Source organism: Listeria weihenstephanensis (genome assembly GCF_003534205.1).
In the GTDB taxonomy this organism is placed as follows: domain Bacteria; phylum Bacillota; class Bacilli; order Lactobacillales; family Listeriaceae; genus Listeria_A; species Listeria_A weihenstephanensis.
Window position 1 is genome coordinate 2547322 of record NZ_CP011102.1, and the last position, 15812, is coordinate 2563133.

The window sequence follows — 15812 nt, forward strand, 5'->3', positions numbered from 1 at the left end:
TTATTCTACCTCCGAAGTTGCTTGCGCTTTATCTTGTGCTTTTTGAGTGGCTTCCGCTTTTGCAGCCTCTTCTTTCGCCTTCGCTTCATCATCTTTTATCTTTTTAATTTTCTCGTTGATCGCTTCTTGTTTCTCATTTCTAGTAGAAGCCTTCATTTCCGTATCTGCGTCCAACTTCTCAATCTGTCTCGCCAAGTTATAAACCTGCAAATCATTATCTTTCATCGTCAGCGCAATATCATTGGCCTTCGTAAGTTCCGCTTGTCCATCATAAATCCAGTACAACAAATATTCCTCCGGCGATTTCAATGTTATTTTCTGTAACAACGTATCCTTCTGAGCTTTACTTAGTTTTGCGCTTTCCACATACGATTTCGCCAATTCATACTTGCTCGCTTGCGGCAATTTCGTCGGATCTACATCGCGCAACGTCTCCGTCACCTTACCAGAGTCATCCGCGATAAACGCCTCATTCGCACTAAGCAACGTCTCCTGAAACGGCACTTTTACAAAAGCAAAATAAGCAACTGGAACCGCCAAAACAATCGTCGCAATAATAAATCCAATCGTAAGCCCTTTAAACAAACGATAATTCTTCCGTTGCACCAGCGTCATTTTACGATTCACAGCCGCCGTTTCCTTCGTATAACTCTCCGCCAAAATCTCCTCGATCGCCGCTAAATCCTTCGCCTCAATAATGCTCCGATCAAAACTCGTCCCCTTCGCATTATCCAGTGACCCCGAAATCAGCTCATCAAACGAATACTTTTTCGAAAACAGCGCCACGATCAAACATTTATACTGCTTCAAAAACTTCTCTTCCGTCATCATGTACGGCGGCAAAACATCACGAATCCCACGGTACACCAAAAACGGCATCTGATTTCTATCAAAAACCATATTTTCTGGATGTAAGAAAAATGTGAATCGCGTCTTCAATAATTCTGAAAATCGCGCCACATTACCAATCGCTCGCAATTGCTCATTCCGCTCAAGTCCGCGTAACTCATCCCATGTCGATTTGCCAGTCGTATCGAATGTAAACGACAACGCATCGCCCTTATCCGCGTAATCCGCCGCCACAAAAAATGTCGAGTTCTCCTTCAACAAAGCCAATTGACGAACATCTTTCACTCTCGTTTGCGACTTCGAAAAATCAACCTGCCAAGCTGTCCCATCTATCTGAAAATTATATTCCATCGCATCTACCATTATCTTTCTCGTTATCATGTGTATCCATTCTCCCTTTTATAAAATTTCAATGATGTCCCCGTCTGTAATTTGAAAATCCGTCAACTTATCATCATCTGTCAACAATAATTCCTTATTTGCCACTTTAATCGCGCAATGCGACATGTTCGGTTGTGCCAATTTCAGCGTCTCCACCAAATTCAGCAACAACGCCTTGACCGGCTGATGCTTTGGGATTCGCAAATCATGAATCCGTCCGCCCCATTTTGTAAAATTTATCGTGACATTAATATGCGTATCCTGTGCCATCTCTATCTCCTTCTTTCTATTCCCATACTTTTCGAACGACCGTATAAAGCAACGCAGCCACTGCCAAAACAATACCCGATAAAACCCACCAAATTGTCTTGCTCTTTTTTTCAGGTTCATCCTGACTTAACGCCGTCGTTTCACTTGATTTCGCTACATCCTCTTGCATCGTAAACAAAGATGCTTTCATCACTTGCACAGAGTTATCTTTTGTCGACTCGTCAGTAAACAATGAATTCTTCACATCATCCATTTCTTTCTTTTTCTGCGCCTTTATCTCCGCAGCCGTTTTCTCGGCTTCCGGCGTAAATAACGTAATTCCTAATTTTTCAAGCTCCGTCTCTTCCGTATCCGTATCTGCATTTTTCTCGTCATTCGTTTTCGTAACCCGGTCTAACTGCATTTCCATTTTTCCATCATCACCAAGATATGACTCTTCATTATCCACTGCAAAAACACCAACTGGCGCAATGAAAATCGTTCCCACAAAAGTACAAACAAGCATAGAAATAACTCTGTCTTTACGCTTCATCATCATTTCCTCCCTCTTGTTTATTCCGGTGCCAAACGAACAAATTCACAACTATTCCAAGAATCGCAACACCGATCAAACTATACATAATCACAAGCCAATCATCTGTCCGACTCACAAAACCAATTAATAAACTTTCAATGTATTGCAATGGTGAGAACGAACGAACCATCGCTAGCATGGAATCTTGGTCAATTTTAAGCCCAACTGCCTCCGTTAAGAAGAGGTACATCGCTAAAATAACGAGCAATAAGAACATCCCAATCATGCGTAATTGGCGTAATAAGTACGTTGCCACCAATACGAAAGCCAACACAATCAGAATAATAACTCCCATCCAAGATACGAAAACAACACTCTTCATTTCCAAGAAGTAAGCCGAAATCGCACCAATAATCGCGCCTTCAATCAACCCGATTCCGACAATCATTAACGTAATTGGTGTATTCTCATATGCCAACGCCATCTCTTCTGCAAAATCATCCTCTTGTTTGCGTTTTCGCTCCTGCGCTGCAATCACATAGCCTGTAAATAAAGCTACTATAAAACAAACTAAAACAATTAAATATGGCGTAAAAGTATCCCCCGCCGCAATCGTTAGCCCTTTCTCTTTCTCCACCGGACTACTCAAGAAATTCAGTAACTTCTCGTTTGTACGATTATCACCAACACGACTATTCTCCATCATTGTTGCAAAATTAGTAGCAAAATCCTGATCCGTTACTAATTTATTTGCCATATTCGCTGACAGTTTTTGAGCTTGCGTTACAATTCCTAGCCCACTATTTTGAATATTTTTCGCTTGTTGGTCGATGGCATCAAACGTTTTGTATACATTATCAGCTGAATTTAAATTTGTTTTAGAAGAATCCGCCAGCGACTTACTTTGTGAAAGCAATCCACTAAATTCGCTTCCTAAAGACAGGGTTGCAGACTTCTCATCCCCACTATTCGTGATAACAATACCGCCCTTATCAAGCAGCTCCATACTCTTTTGACGCCATGTCTCCACATTTTTGAGTGTTTCCGCAACGCTCGTATTCATCGTCGTTGCTTGCGTCGTCGTCTCATTCAATCGCTCTGTCAATATATCCGCATTTTCTTTCGTAACCGCCGTACGCGTTTGTGACTCAGCAACTTGTTGTTGGAAAACTTCCAAATCCCGATGGATAAAACTTGTCACATTATCCGTAATCAAAGCTACCATCATCGCAATTCGATCTTCTATATTAAATTGATAGTAATAAGAATTTTTCTTCCCAGCAGCATATTCTGTCAATGACTTCCCATCTAAATCTAAAGGTGTCACCCGAGCATCAATACCGTAATATGTCTTGAACAGCTCTGATAATTTGTAATAAGGCTTGACATAAGCTGCCACATTATCCGCAAGAACCGTCGTATCCTTCTCGATTGCCCCAATTGTATCCTGTACAGATTTAATGGCCTCATCGCGTTCTTCAGCTGTAATAATGTACTCTGGACCCAGCTCAATTTTACTCTCCTTTACTACTTTCGGTTCAACAGTAGGCGGAACAGGTGGATTATTCGGATCATTTGGATCGCCTGGACTTCCTGGATCTGTCACTTCTTCCCCATCCTCAATATTAGTCATTTCAAGACCAATCGGAGCAAACATATCAAACGCTGCACCTTCCGTATTTGTAATAGAGTCGGCTGTAATATAGAGATCCATAGCCAACTTCAAATCCAGTGGCGCTTCATTTGGATTCAATGCATCTGGATTTGTTTCATCAGTTTCTATTTTAATCGTCCATGTTTCATCGGTCTCATCATACGTAACCGTGTTGGAAATATAACTCCCATCAGCCCTAGTCAATTTAGCCGCAAAATCTGCCACACTAGAAGGCATCACAAAACCATCAGGCAGTTTAAAAACCAATCTTTGTTCGTTGTCTACTTCTTGTGACTTCTCCATTTGAAAATCTTGACTGAATTCATAAGTATGGTAATCTTCCCCATCAATCGTTCTTGTTCCAAGCTCGTCTATCTTCTTTTGTTTTAGTTTGTCAATAGCATTTTCGACAGCTTCATATTTTGGAAATTCCTTTGACTTACTCAGCAAGTCCTCAGACCAATCGCCTGAATTGGAACTAATGTATCTTTTAGCTATTTCAATGACATTGCGCAATTCCTTATAAACTGCTCTTTCTTCAGCGCTTGCGTCATCTTTTAATAGGTAGGCATCGTAGTTAGGTACCTCTTTTAGTAACGCTTGTATCTCGTTATTAAATCGATCGTTTAGCGCCTTATCCGTCAATTCGTTCAGCGTAATAGTTCGGTTTCCCTCGTTCGAAATATATTGCTGCAAATCGCCTTCCACACTTCCACGCAAGCTTTCACCCATCTTTGTTGTGACTTCCGTATTTATCATAGCAACCTGTTCGTTCACCGCATCCAAATACCTCTGCACACTATCCACCTGCACCGATAATGTCCGCTCTTCTTCCATCTTCTGAAACTGCTTATAAATGGCATCATTAGAACTCTTCAGATTAGAAAGTTGTTCTGATACATCAGCTGTTGACATTGCCGTGTCATTATTCGACATTTGTTCAGCAAAAGATTTCGAAACAAGTGCATTACTTTCCTGACTCTTCGCAAGCTTTTCTAAAGACTGGAAATAAGTCTCGTTTACCTTGGTACCTTCCGCCAAGCCCGTCCCGAATCCTTTTAGAATATCCTGTAATCCTTTAAAACTATCTTTAGACATACCCGTATAATCCTGCACCGTTTTAAACTGTTGCGTATAGTTAGATAACGGTGAATTCACGTTCGTATTGTACACAGAACCATACGTTTCCTCTTTGTCCACCAGCTTCTTAATGCTATCTTGCGCCCCATGAAGATTTGTAAGAATGCTCGCAAAATAAACATCGATAATTTCTTTATTAAAGTCTTCCAACACTTTCGCAGCCGCACGTTCAGCCTCAGCTGTTACATCCTTATTTCCGGTCTCACTAATACGATACGTAATCTTCACTTTCTCCGGATTTTCTGACGTCATAGACATCGCCGCTTCTGAAAAATTGTTTGGAATAAAGATAATCATATCGTACACCCGATTTTTCAAACCATTATCCGCAAATCCACTGGAAGTTGTTGCCCATTTATGATCTGTTTGCTTCAAAACCTTAGCTGTAAATTTATCACCAAAGTCAATTCGTTCTCCATCCGCTGTTGTAACACCTGCGTCTTCATTGACAAGCGCAATTGACATTTTCTTCGTTTCCAGTCCATTTTCCTTTTTCGCCGTCGTTTGTTCCAACGCCAAATACGACGTTCCTGCGGACAGAAGCAAAGCCAGCACAAAAAAAGCCAGCACACTCCACTTTATTTTTTTCACTTATATCACTCCCGTTGTTTTTTATATGTAAGAAGTCTCCCAACTTCGAATTTCCAAATTAATAAGTACTGAGGCTTATAAAAGCCTCAGCCGTAACGCAGAAAAACTACTTTATCTAATATCTCTCTATATCTCAGCTTCTAGTCAACCTTAGTTCAAGCCAAAATTGCGCGAAAGGTTTGCATCGTTCTCTTCCACTGCATTTGCTGTTTTTGCTAATTGTTGCTCAATTTGGTGCATTAGATTCGAGAAGTCCGTTACTTTTGGCTTCAGTTGTTGGAACTGATCGTCAAACTTACGGAACGCTTCCCCTTCCCATTCACCACGTAATTGTTCTTGCAATTGCTCTAATTCTCTTAAAATTTGTTCGATGTCTTGTCCCTTACGTCCATAAGTTTTTGAACGATCGCGTAGCTCAGCGGGACTCATTCTAATTTGTCCTGACATTCTTTTCATCTCCTCTTTCTTGTTTTAAGCATTCAAAAAGGCCGCACAAGAATTTGCACGGCCACATTACTAACTGCACAAAGATGTATTATGTACTTCATGCAATCCGTTTGAAATGCTTTAGTTCAAGCCGAAATTGCGTGAAAGGTTTGCATCGTTCTCTTCCACTGCATTTGCTGTTTTTGCTAATTGTTGCTCGATTTGATGCATTAAATTGGAGAAATCCGTTACTTTTGGCTTCAGTTGTTGGAACTGATCGTCAAACTTACGGAACGCTTCCCCTTCCCATTCACCACGTAATTGTTCTTGCAATTGCTCTAATTCTCTTAAAATTTGTTCGATGTCTTGTCCCTTACGTCCGTATGTTTTTGAACGATCGCGTAACTCAGCGGGACTCATTCTAATTTGTCCTGACATTCTTTTCATCTCCTCTTCTTTTTAATGCTTGTTAATTTATAGCTCATATTGGCTATATTTTCATTATAGCAAAAAAGAACTAGAATTTGTTCTTTTGAAATGTGAATTTTTTGTGAACGTTTTCTTCATTTTATTACTAAACAGCTAATTAATTTCATTGAAAAGTTATCTATTATACTAAAATGACCCATATTTCACTACTTCCATATTCATTGTATTTTATTGATTTCCTTGCTAATATGGAGGTGGAGGTGTTTTTATGGAGATCAAACAGTGGTTAAAGTATGATATAATACCTTATGAGATCTTACTTCTAGCCGATCCAGATATCCCTACCATCGATCGTTACTTCTTTGAGTCAGATGTTTTTTTGTTGCAAGATGGCACCTATGTTTCTGGTGTTATTTGTATCAAAAGCAAAGAAAAAGCAGCTGAAATTATGAATATTGCCATCGCGCCTGAATATCAAGGCCATAAATATGGAACACAACTTTTGGAACATGCCATCCATCACGTCACATCCTTACACAAAGATCAAATTATCACCAAAACAGCTAATTCCAGTATCCAAGCTTTGGCTTTTTATCAAAAACTAGGTTTTAGAATGATTGCTATTATTCCAGACTTTTTTACGAAGCATTATTCTGATCCGATTTGGGAAAATGGAATTCTTGCCCAAGATCAAATTGTTTTATCTCGATTAATCGATACATAAACTGTGAGTTGTTTTTCCATATTTTGAATAAAACAGGAAATTTAATATGTTTTTATTACGTTTTTTTAACAAATTCACTAAACTGTAACATATTGTACTAATTTTTCTTAGGTAAAGTATAATTTATGACTATTTTTATTTCAAAAAATCTTTATAATAGAAGTAAGACCAATCGTTTAGAGAAGGGGAAATTAAATTATGTATGTTGCTGATTTAGTAAAAAATTTTAATGGTGAGAAATTAATTGAAAAAATTACAGAAATGGAAATTCCACACAAAACAGCGAGTTTCAAGAAAAACGAGTTAATTGTCGAGGAAGGAAAAATTGATACTCACTTTTACGTCGTCGAATCTGGCCTTATTTCATTCAGCTTGACGAACTCTGATAAGTTACCAGTTATTACTCGCTTTATGAATAGTAACAATTGGTTTGGAAGTTCTAATTTTTTGTTAGACTCTCCTTTTCAATTTAATGTAACAGCTTTACGAGACACAAAGATACGTATTTACAACCGCAATGATATCCTACGTCTTTTCCAAACGGATTCTGATGGTTTTTGGTTCCTTTATTTTGATGGGTACAACCAAGTGCATGAACGAAATGCTTTAATTGAGATTGCCCACCATGACCCGAGACGCCGCCTTATTTCTGCTTTGCTTTACATAGCGAATACGGTGGGAATCAAAACGGACGATGGCATTAGCTTTCCACGTGGCATTACGCAAAATCATTTAGCCTTAGTTTCGCAAGTACCAAGAACTAGAGCCAATGTCGAGCTACAAAAACTAAGAGAACTTGACATCATCCGACTAAAACCAAAACCAACTGTCATTCTGGACATCCTGAAACTTCGTGAACAGTTAGAAATCCACCGCACACCTCGTAATAATTCATAAAGCCAAATAAAATAGAGTGCAAAATATAGCTGAAATACTCAGTCTATATTTTGCACTCTATTTTTGACTCTTCAACCATGTTTCCATTTCCGCTTGGTCATCCAAATCACCCTTATAACGATCCGTCTCAAGGCCGCGTGTGTAATAAATCAACGTCGGAACCACTCTGACACCCATCTGCTTAATGATCGCTGTGTAGTTCTTGTCAGCCTCCCTAGCCTTATCCGTATTATAATAAAAAGCCTGCCGATCCGTTGCTTCCAGTGCCTTCACAAGTTTCTTTTGAAATGGCTCGCAATCAGGACAAGTCGGCCGCCCAATATACACATACCCTGTTTTCTTATCCTCAAAAATCGCTTTCATGCCACTGTTCCCAATCGCTCTTAAAGGCTGCTCATTAGCCTCGGCCTTCGTATCCGCCAAATTCTTCGTATGCGTATCAATAATTAACTGCACCCCAAGAATAAAAAGCGCTAACGCAACCACAGTCAGCAAAATCACTTTATACCTCCGAATAGAAATCCCCCCTTATAAAGTAAAATAAAAACGAGCAAAAATGCCCGTCTCTATTAATATCTTGTCTAGCATACTTATCAAAAACCTTGAATCCCCCGCTCCTTCGAACTCACCGCTGAACCTCGGCGGAGTGAGAAGTGCTTAGATCCTAGGCAAAGCCGAGCACCGAAGCGGAACGTACGATTTGTACGAGAGCATCGGAGCACAGGCTTTAACGACGGAGATAAGCGCTTATCACTCCGCCGAGAGCCCCATTTCGGAGATGACAACATTCGCGATACTATCACAGAAACGCTCTGTGTCTTCTGCTGATGCAGCTTCTACCATGACACGAACAAGTGGTTCTGTACCAGAAGGTCGCACTAATACACGGCCATTTCCATTCATTTCTGCTTCTACTGCTGAAATCGCTGCATGTACTTTTACATTTTCAGTAACATGATTTTTATCGGTCACTCGAATATTTACTAATTTTTGTGGGAAGGTCTGCATTTCTGCCGCTAGTTCTGATAATTTTTTACCAGTTTCCTTCATAACATTTACTAATTGAATTCCTGTTAGAAGCCCGTCACCTGTTGTGATGTAATCAAGGAAAACGATATGTCCTGATTGTTCGCCACCAAGGCTGTAGCTTCCTTCGCGCATCGCTTCCACAACATAGCGGTCACCCACGGCAGTTTGGATAGCTTTAATACCTAGTTCCTCTAAACCTTTGTAGAACCCTAGATTACTCATAACCGTAGATACAATGGTATTATTTGTTAAGCGACCTTGTGATTTTAAATGTTTAGCACAGATGAACATGATTTTATCGCCATCGACAATATCACCATTTTCATCCACAGCAATAACACGATCGCCATCGCCATCAAAAGCAAGACCAACATGCGCTGCTTTTTCTTTCACAAATTCTGCTAGTTTCTCTGGGTGTGTAGATCCAACGCCGGCATTGATGTTAAGACCGTTTGGTGAAGCTCCCATCGAACTTGTATCCGCATCTAGATCTGCAAATAGATGTGTTGCTAGTGAAGACGTCGCACCATGCGCGCAATCTAACGCAACATGCAGTCCAGCAAAGTTTCCTTCTACTGATTGTTTCAGATATTGTAGATACTTTTGTTTGCCTTCAAAATAATCACTTACTGTTCCAAGGCCATCATCACTTGGACGAGGTAAATCATCGCTTACGCCATCAAGCAGTGCTTCGATTTCTAATTCTTGGTCATCGGATAACTTGAAGCCATCTGAACCGAAAAATTTAATACCGTTATCTTCAACTGGATTATGCGAAGCTGAGATCATAACACTCGCTGCGGCACCTTGTGCTTTCGTTAGGTAAGCAACACCTGGTGTCGAAATCACCCCTAGACGCATTACTTCAATTCCAACTGAGACAAGTCCTGCTATTAAGGCGGATTCTAACATCTCACCTGAAATTCTTGTATCTCTTGCTACTAAAACTTTTGGGTGTTCACCAACGTGTTTTGTTAGTATATATCCTCCAAATCTTCCTAAACGAAAAGCTAGCTCTGGAGATAATTCTTTGTTTGCGACACCTCTAACACCATCAGTACCAAAATATTTTCCCATTTTATAATTCGCTCCTTCTTAATTAAGAGGTTGGCCATACAGCTGTTTTGTTCCCTATTTCCATTTGCTTCAAGCATCTATGGATTTAGACCAACTTTTTTATGTCATTACTTTTTCTTCATGTATACTTCTATTATAACTGTTTTTAAACTTTTTTACACCTAATCGTATGTAAGAACCCGATGAATGACCGCCTAATGCGATTATCCACCAGGCCATAGCTTAAGTTGAGGCCGTGTCGGTTGCATCTGCAATTTTTTTGATAACCTGTATTTCTGCTTTAGATTGGGATAAGGAAAAGGTTAGTTTGGTTGCTAAGCCATGCACGGTTAGCGTAACTGTATGCGTTCCTTCTTGCAGGCCTGTCAAATCTGCCACAACATTGAAATCATTACGTCCAACGGCATCAAGCTCTTTTTGCAATCCGCTAATCGTGATATCTACTTTTCCACTGGTCGGATCTAAAAATTCGGTATTAAACGTACTGGAATTAGTTAATCCGACGATGCTGATAGGAACTTGCTTAAATTCTGTAGAGGCTTCTTTGTCGGCCGTGTCGTCGGTTGTATCCTCTTTACTATCATCTGTTGCTGTATCTTTCTTATCAGTGCTCGTATCTGGAACCTTAGTTGTTGTATCCTCTTCGCTTGGTTGACCAGTGTCCTCATTTACCTCACTAGAACTCTGGTCACTCTGCTTTTTTCCAGTTTTTATTTTAACCTTCACCGTTGACGGCGTAACCGATGTTGCACCAGTTGGAACAGGAACGGTCACTTCAATCGTTTTATCAGCTGTGATTTGTGTTACATCAATCGGAATAGTGATCTGTTCGATTTTATCTGTGACAGTGTCTGGCCCAATAATGGTTACTCTTCTGTCATCTGAGGTTATACTAGAAATCGTTACTGTTTTATCTGCTGGACTGCCACTTTGTGTAAAGCGTAACGGTACTGTCTTCCCAATCTTACTTACAGGTACATTTACTTCGACTTCCCCAGGATCAATTTCGACATCTAGTTTGTTCAAATTCACATCAAAAGCGCTAACGGTAGCCTTGGTCGTAAAGCTGCTCGTCTGATCTTTTTCATCGGAAACTGTCGCCTTAACGTAAGCAATTTGATCCAATGTCGCTTGTGAACCAGTAATGGAGACTTTTTTCGGATCTGTCGTTAAGTCACCAGCCTCATAGCCATCTGCAATAACGGATTTATTTAATTCCACATCTACCGAATATTTTTTAGTGACTTTTTCAGATAACGTTACCTTGGCTGTTGCCGGATTAATTGTTGATTTAAGGCGATCAGATAAGTTTTTCACCTCTATTTTGACGCTTTGTGTTCCGGCTTTGGCATTAGTCAGATCAATATATGCGATAACGTTCGCCTGAGATTTGGCCAGTTGTACCAGACCTTTTGTACCTGTTACTGTCACATCGACTGTATCTGGCACACCACTAACGGTCATATTGTCCTTATCATAATATACTTCCACGGGCACGTTGTTAATAACATCCACGTAGGTAGCATCTGTCATACTCAACGTTTTATCCCCAGTCGATGTTACGGATGTAAAGAGAACGGCCGCAAAAATGAGTGATATAATCCGTACTGACCATTTATTTGTTAAAATACGATCCATCATTTTTTACCGCCTCCTTTCCATTTGCTGAAAATAGACGGTTTCTTTTGCATTGGTACAACGAGATCTTGTTCGAGAATTTCATGCAAGCGCTCAGGTGTGACTTCACGGAAAAGTTCCCCACCTTTTGTAATAGAAATGCCACCCGTCTCCTCGGAAACAACAATGGTGATGGAGTCAGTTACTTCACTAATACCAAGTGCTGCCCTATGCCTTGTGCCAAGTTCTTTGGAAAGAAATGGACTGTCTGAAAGCGGTAAGTAACCCGCCGCCGCCGCGATTTTATTGCCTTTTATAATAACGGCACCATCATGAAGTGGCGTATTTGGAATAAAGATATTGATTAAAAGTTGAGAAGAAATATCCGCATCAAGCGCTATCCCCGTTTCGATATAATCGTCCAGCCCTGTTCCACGCTCCACCGAAATAAGTGCGCCAATACGACGTTTACCCATGTAACTAACCGATTTCTCAATAGAATCAATCAAATGTTGCTGTTCTTTCTCACGCTTTGAACCTGCTTTCGTGAAAATACTACCACGCCCAAGTGTTTCAAGAGCACGACGCAATTCTGGTTGGAAAATAATAATAATAGCTAAAAAGCCCCATGTTAAAATCTGATCGGTAATCCACCCCACTGTTTGGAGTCCTAAGAAACTACTGACAAGCTTAACAATGACAATAATAAAAATACCTTTTAAAAGCTGTACCGCTTTTGTCCCACGGATCAACATAATTAATTTATATATGACAAACCATACTACTAAAATATCAATAACATTTGCTAAATAGTGCAAAATTGATCCGTCTGAGAAGTTCATAAATCCGCCTCCATTTTCAAAAGCAAGCCCACGTTCACTTTGCCATTTTTTCATTCCTAAGCTGTTGAAAATTGCTTATACTTGCCATTATAGCACAGAATTAGAGGTGGAAAAAGATTTGTGATAGCAAAAATAAGAAAGATTTGTTTAAGAATTGATAAAGAATTGTGTTCTATGTATAGAGCCAGCAAAATCAATGATTCTCGACTTCGCTGGCTCTATCGTTTTATTTTCTAGCACTTTTTTGTTCTGCTACTATTTCTTTGAAGCTTCGGTTACGCTTAGGATATTTTTTACGATAGAAATATTGAGCTATCACGGCTAAAACTAAAGCAATGGCTGTTAATAGAAGCGAGTTTCTCAAAATACCTATCGAAAGTAGCAGTGCACCCGTAAATAAGCTTGTATTGAATAACCATTTTTCCATATCTATCTACTCCTCTAAGTTGTAGTTCAGAGCCATATCCTGTTCTAATTTCTTGATATTTAAAGCATCAAAAACAAGCGCTTTTTCGGCGATATAGGCGTTGTACTCGATGCGTTCTAGTAGATCGTATGCTTTGTGTAAACTAGTATCTAGAACGACGATTCCGTGTTTATTAAGCAGACTTGCGCTTGGTACAGCGTCTTTTCCGAGCGCAATAACATGCTTACGAACAATTTCAGCTAACTCGGGGCTTGTTGCTGGTGCAAAATCAAGTGTTGGAATGACGCCTAATTTTTGCGTAGCTTCTGTTAAGTTTGGCAGCTCCATTCCGAGCGTCGCGAACAACATTGATTCTTTTGGATGCGCATGAAGCACACAACCGATCTCTGGATTTTCAACGTAGCAAGCCCGGTGCAAATTGATCTCACGCGTTACCCGTCCATCGCCTTCCACTACCTCATTATTGTTATCTACCACCAGAATTTCATAAGGCGACAAGTCGCATAACCGGGCTTGACTCATCAACGTTGGTGTCATGATAATGTGTTCTTCATTCATACGCACCGATACATTTCCACCCGCGGCGTTCGTTTCAAACCGGTCAAACATCACCTTTACTACTTTTGCTAAATCTTCACGTTCTTTTTGATATAACATATTTCCTCACATCTCCTCAACTTCAATTATTGTCACTTGCTCTTTCAAAATTTCTGCTTCCACCATGCTAAATGTAGAGCTGTCAGCGTGCATTACTTTACTTGCCGAGCAACCCGTCGCGCGCTTTAAGATTTCCTGCAACGGTAATTGATCGGAAATACCTGCGATGAAAGCCCCCACAAAACAGTCACCTGCTCCAGTATCATTTTTCTCCAAAACTTGCGGTGCTATGATGCGATATACCCTTCCCTGATGCGCGCAGTAAGAACCTTCGCCACTTAGCGATACGATTAAATAGCGAATATTCTTCGCCAACAGATTTATGTTTTCTACAAGCGTCTTTGTTTTATCCACTAAAATTTCTTCTATCTCATGTTCATTTGGTTTGATAAAATCAACGCCTATTTTTACGGCAACATGCAAATATGCGCCCGATACATCACATGCTACGAAGCAACCCGTGGCCTTTACTGCTTTTAAAAGTGTTCCAAAATCGGCAAGTGTAAAGTTTGGTGGCGGTGAACCAGCGATGACAACGATATCCTCTTGTGTCACTTTTTGGCGAATCTGCTCCAATAATGCGATTTTATTAGCTTCACTCGTTGGAAATCCGGCTTCTGGCATCATAATGCTACCACTTGATTCCTCACTAATGATGACAAAACTAGTTCTTGTTCGTGCCCCGTCCTGAACTAAAAAATCATGCGCGATCTGCTTTTCGGACAAAATACTGTATAACGCTGCCCTATTTTGCGAGCCGACAATGCCTAATGCTTCATTTTTAATAGAAAATTTACTTAGTACCCCTGAAACGTGAAGCCCCTTTCCGCCACAATCCCACTCACTTCGAATAATGCGGTTAGCTTGGCGTTTTTCAATATCATTTTTTACAAATAAGAGTTGGTCAATCGCAGGATTCAATGTAATCGTATAAATCATCCTAACTGCTCCAATTCAGCCGTTCGTTTACGCATAACTTTCACATAGAAAACAAGTAATACGAGCCAACCAGCGAGCATTAAAAGCCCGATTATCGAGAACTTACTTGCTTCGGCCATGATATAGCGGAAAACAGGATATTCAAGTGTACTCCACGTTATTTCTTGCCCAGGTTGCAGTGAGATAGCTTTGGTTGAATTCGCCAAATCCGTGATGGTTCCCGCGAAAAAGGTGGCTACATATAGGAAAACTGGCGTGGTGACGACACCTAGAATAATCATTCGCAACAAGTTGCCTCCAGTCACAACGAGTGCCGGTGCACAAAGCGAGATATTCAAAATTCCCGCAAATGGCAAGACGCCGTTTCCTGGTAAGATGAGTGCAAAAATAAGCGTGACTGGCACCATGATAACTATGGCAACCCATACTTCACTACATCCTGCTAAAATCGGCCAATCGAGACCAATAAAGAGCTCGCGGTCTTTAAATCGTCTTTTCATATAATCAGAAATGCCATCTGATAACGGTGATAAAGCTTGCATAAACAATTTGGCAACCATCGGAAACAGCGTTAAAGCAGCTGCAGCTTGCATCGCTAGCATCAAGGTTTTCGCAATATCATAACCCGCCGCAATACCAAGCAATGCCCCAACGATAAAGCCCATCACATGATTCTCGGCAAAAATCCCAATCTTATCCTTCAGCGCATTCGCGTCCATATTTTTGCGTAAAGCAGGAATCTTCTTAAGTAACCAATCGATCGGCATCAACACGACACAGAAAATCATCATACTATGCGAAACTGTCACACCTGGAATCCCATTAAGCTCCTGTATTTGGCGTTGGTTCGCGTCGCATAAAATTAATTCTGTCACGACCTGAACCGCCGCTACGGCAAATGCTAAATAAACATTATGCGTCACACCGACAATAAGGACCGCCGTCAAAATTTTACCCCATACGTTCCACAAATCCACATTCAATGTCTTCGTTGCGTTAAATGCAAGCATAATCGCATTAATTCCTAGCTGCAATGGGAACATCAGAAATGCGAGCGGCCAAGCCCAAGCAAGCGTCGCCATCGATGTCCAACCACCATCTAAAATTGTCAGCTCAATCCCTGTTCGCTCCGCCAAACCTTGTGCGGCAGGGGTTAACGCCTCAATCATAAAGCCGATAACAATATTCATACCAAGAAATGCGACACCTAAGATAATTCCAGCACTAACTGCATCCTTGACCTTCATTCTCACAATCAAGCCGATAATAATCATCAACGCCGGTACAAAAACAGCCGCACCTAAATTCAAAATAAATTCTACAACAGATTGTAATGATCCCATTTTGCA

At 40.4% G+C, this 15812-nt stretch carries 16 protein-coding genes; 2 read left to right on the forward strand and 14 right to left on the reverse strand.

Features of this window, described 5'->3' with window-relative positions:
• From essB to UE46_RS12410, 6 genes are all read right to left on the reverse strand, one after another.
• Complete coding sequence (essB, locus tag UE46_RS12385; RefSeq protein WP_036058793.1) at positions 1-1230, reverse strand: type VII secretion protein EssB; 1230 nt, start codon at positions 1228-1230, stop codon at positions 1-3.
• Positions 1231-1248: 18 nt separating this feature from the next.
• A complete protein-coding gene (locus UE46_RS12390) occupies positions 1249-1500 on the reverse strand; it encodes an EsaB/YukD family protein (RefSeq protein WP_036058791.1) in 252 nt (83 codons plus the stop codon).
• Positions 1501-1516: 16 nt separating this feature from the next.
• Positions 1517-2038, reverse strand: a complete 522-nt coding sequence (gene essA, locus UE46_RS12395) for a type VII secretion protein EssA (RefSeq protein WP_118907666.1) — start codon at positions 2036-2038, stop codon at positions 1517-1519.
• Positions 2022-5399 carry a type VII secretion protein EsaA gene (esaA, locus tag UE46_RS12400; RefSeq protein ID WP_118907667.1) on the reverse strand — a complete coding sequence of 1126 codons (3378 nt, stop codon included), beginning with the start codon at positions 5397-5399 and terminating at the stop codon, positions 2022-2024. Before esaA ends, essA begins: the two co-directional genes overlap by 17 nt.
• 150 nt (positions 5400-5549) lie before the next feature.
• Positions 5550-5846 (reverse strand): WXG100 family type VII secretion target, encoded by a 297-nt coding sequence (locus UE46_RS12405; RefSeq protein ID WP_036058787.1) that lies wholly within the window; start codon positions 5844-5846, stop codon positions 5550-5552.
• 120 nt (positions 5847-5966) lie between these two features.
• Positions 5967-6263, reverse strand: a complete 297-nt coding sequence (locus tag UE46_RS12410; RefSeq protein ID WP_036058787.1) for a WXG100 family type VII secretion target — start codon at positions 6261-6263, stop codon at positions 5967-5969.
• A gap of 259 nt (positions 6264-6522) precedes the next feature.
• On the opposite strand from UE46_RS12410, the gene UE46_RS12415 reads away from it, so the two are divergent.
• Together UE46_RS12415 and UE46_RS12420 are read left to right on the forward strand one after the other, a co-directional pair.
• Positions 6523-6978, forward strand: coding sequence for a GNAT family N-acetyltransferase (locus UE46_RS12415; RefSeq protein ID WP_036058786.1), 456 nt, complete (start codon positions 6523-6525; stop codon positions 6976-6978).
• Positions 6979-7176: 198 nt separating this feature from the next.
• The gene (locus UE46_RS12420) at positions 7177-7875 is read left to right on the forward strand and encodes a Crp/Fnr family transcriptional regulator (RefSeq protein WP_036058783.1); all 699 of its coding nucleotides are present in this window, start codon (positions 7177-7179) and stop codon (positions 7873-7875) included.
• Between the two features lie 57 nt (positions 7876-7932).
• Here UE46_RS12420 and UE46_RS12425 read toward each other — a convergent pair whose 3' ends face one another.
• The 8 genes from UE46_RS12425 to UE46_RS12460 form a co-directional block, all read right to left on the reverse strand.
• Positions 7933-8376, reverse strand: coding sequence for a thioredoxin family protein (locus tag UE46_RS12425; RefSeq protein ID WP_051492767.1), 444 nt, complete (start codon positions 8374-8376; stop codon positions 7933-7935).
• Positions 8377-8625: 249 nt separating this feature from the next.
• The gene (gene glmM, locus UE46_RS12430) at positions 8626-9981 is read right to left on the reverse strand and encodes a phosphoglucosamine mutase (RefSeq protein WP_036058781.1); all 1356 of its coding nucleotides are present in this window, start codon (positions 9979-9981) and stop codon (positions 8626-8628) included.
• A gap of 222 nt (positions 9982-10203) precedes the next feature.
• On the reverse strand, positions 10204-11622 hold the full coding sequence (locus UE46_RS12435; RefSeq protein WP_036058780.1) for a CdaR family protein: 1419 nt from the start codon (positions 11620-11622) through the stop codon (positions 10204-10206).
• Positions 11619-12440: a diadenylate cyclase CdaA gene (gene cdaA / locus UE46_RS12440; protein WP_036058778.1), complete on the reverse strand. Its 822-nt coding sequence runs from the start codon at positions 12438-12440 to the stop codon at positions 11619-11621. Before cdaA ends, UE46_RS12435 begins: the two co-directional genes overlap by 4 nt.
• Before the next feature lie 226 nt (positions 12441-12666).
• The gene (locus UE46_RS12445; RefSeq protein ID WP_036058777.1) at positions 12667-12867 is read right to left on the reverse strand and encodes a hypothetical protein; all 201 of its coding nucleotides are present in this window, start codon (positions 12865-12867) and stop codon (positions 12667-12669) included.
• A gap of 6 nt (positions 12868-12873) precedes the next feature.
• Positions 12874-13524, reverse strand: coding sequence for a class II aldolase/adducin family protein (locus UE46_RS12450; protein WP_036058776.1), 651 nt, complete (start codon positions 13522-13524; stop codon positions 12874-12876).
• Positions 13525-13530: 6 nt separating this feature from the next.
• A complete protein-coding gene (locus tag UE46_RS12455) occupies positions 13531-14463 on the reverse strand; it encodes a 1-phosphofructokinase family hexose kinase (protein WP_036058775.1) in 933 nt (310 codons plus the stop codon).
• A complete protein-coding gene (locus tag UE46_RS12460; RefSeq protein ID WP_036058774.1) occupies positions 14460-15806 on the reverse strand; it encodes a PTS galactitol transporter subunit IIC in 1347 nt (448 codons plus the stop codon). Before UE46_RS12460 ends, UE46_RS12455 begins: the two co-directional genes overlap by 4 nt.
• Positions 15807-15812: the final 6 nt, after the last annotated feature.

Bases quoted from the DNA above. Each gene is read 5' to 3' on its own strand.
- UE46_RS12445 (WP_036058777.1), bottom strand. From the start codon at position 12,867: ATGGAAAAATGGTTATTCAATACAAGCTTATTTACGGGTGCACTGCTA.
- UE46_RS12435 (WP_036058780.1), bottom strand. From the start codon at position 11,622: ATGATGGATCGTATTTTAACAAATAAATGGTCAGTACGGATTATATCA.
- cdaA (WP_036058778.1), bottom strand. From the start codon at position 12,440: ATGAACTTCTCAGACGGATCAATTTTGCACTATTTAGCAAATGTTATT.
- essB (WP_036058793.1), bottom strand. From the start codon at position 1,230: ATGATAACGAGAAAGATAATGGTAGATGCGATGGAATATAATTTTCAG.
- UE46_RS12415 (WP_036058786.1), top strand. From the start codon at position 6,523: ATGGAGATCAAACAGTGGTTAAAGTATGATATAATACCTTATGAGATC.
- glmM (WP_036058781.1), bottom strand. From the start codon at position 9,981: ATGGGAAAATATTTTGGTACTGATGGTGTTAGAGGTGTCGCAAACAAA.
- UE46_RS12410 (WP_036058787.1), bottom strand. From the start codon at position 6,263: ATGTCAGGACAAATTAGAATGAGTCCCGCTGAGTTACGCGATCGTTCA.
- UE46_RS12390 (WP_036058791.1), bottom strand. From the start codon at position 1,500: ATGGCACAGGATACGCATATTAATGTCACGATAAATTTTACAAAATGG.
- UE46_RS12420 (WP_036058783.1), top strand. From the start codon at position 7,177: ATGTATGTTGCTGATTTAGTAAAAAATTTTAATGGTGAGAAATTAATT.
- UE46_RS12455 (WP_036058775.1), bottom strand. From the start codon at position 14,463: ATGATTTATACGATTACATTGAATCCTGCGATTGACCAACTCTTATTT.
- UE46_RS12405 (WP_036058787.1), bottom strand. From the start codon at position 5,846: ATGTCAGGACAAATTAGAATGAGTCCCGCTGAGCTACGCGATCGTTCA.
- UE46_RS12460 (WP_036058774.1), bottom strand. From the start codon at position 15,806: ATGGGATCATTACAATCTGTTGTAGAATTTATTTTGAATTTAGGTGCG.
- UE46_RS12450 (WP_036058776.1), bottom strand. From the start codon at position 13,524: ATGTTATATCAAAAAGAACGTGAAGATTTAGCAAAAGTAGTAAAGGTG.
- essA (WP_118907666.1), bottom strand. From the start codon at position 2,038: ATGATGATGAAGCGTAAAGACAGAGTTATTTCTATGCTTGTTTGTACT.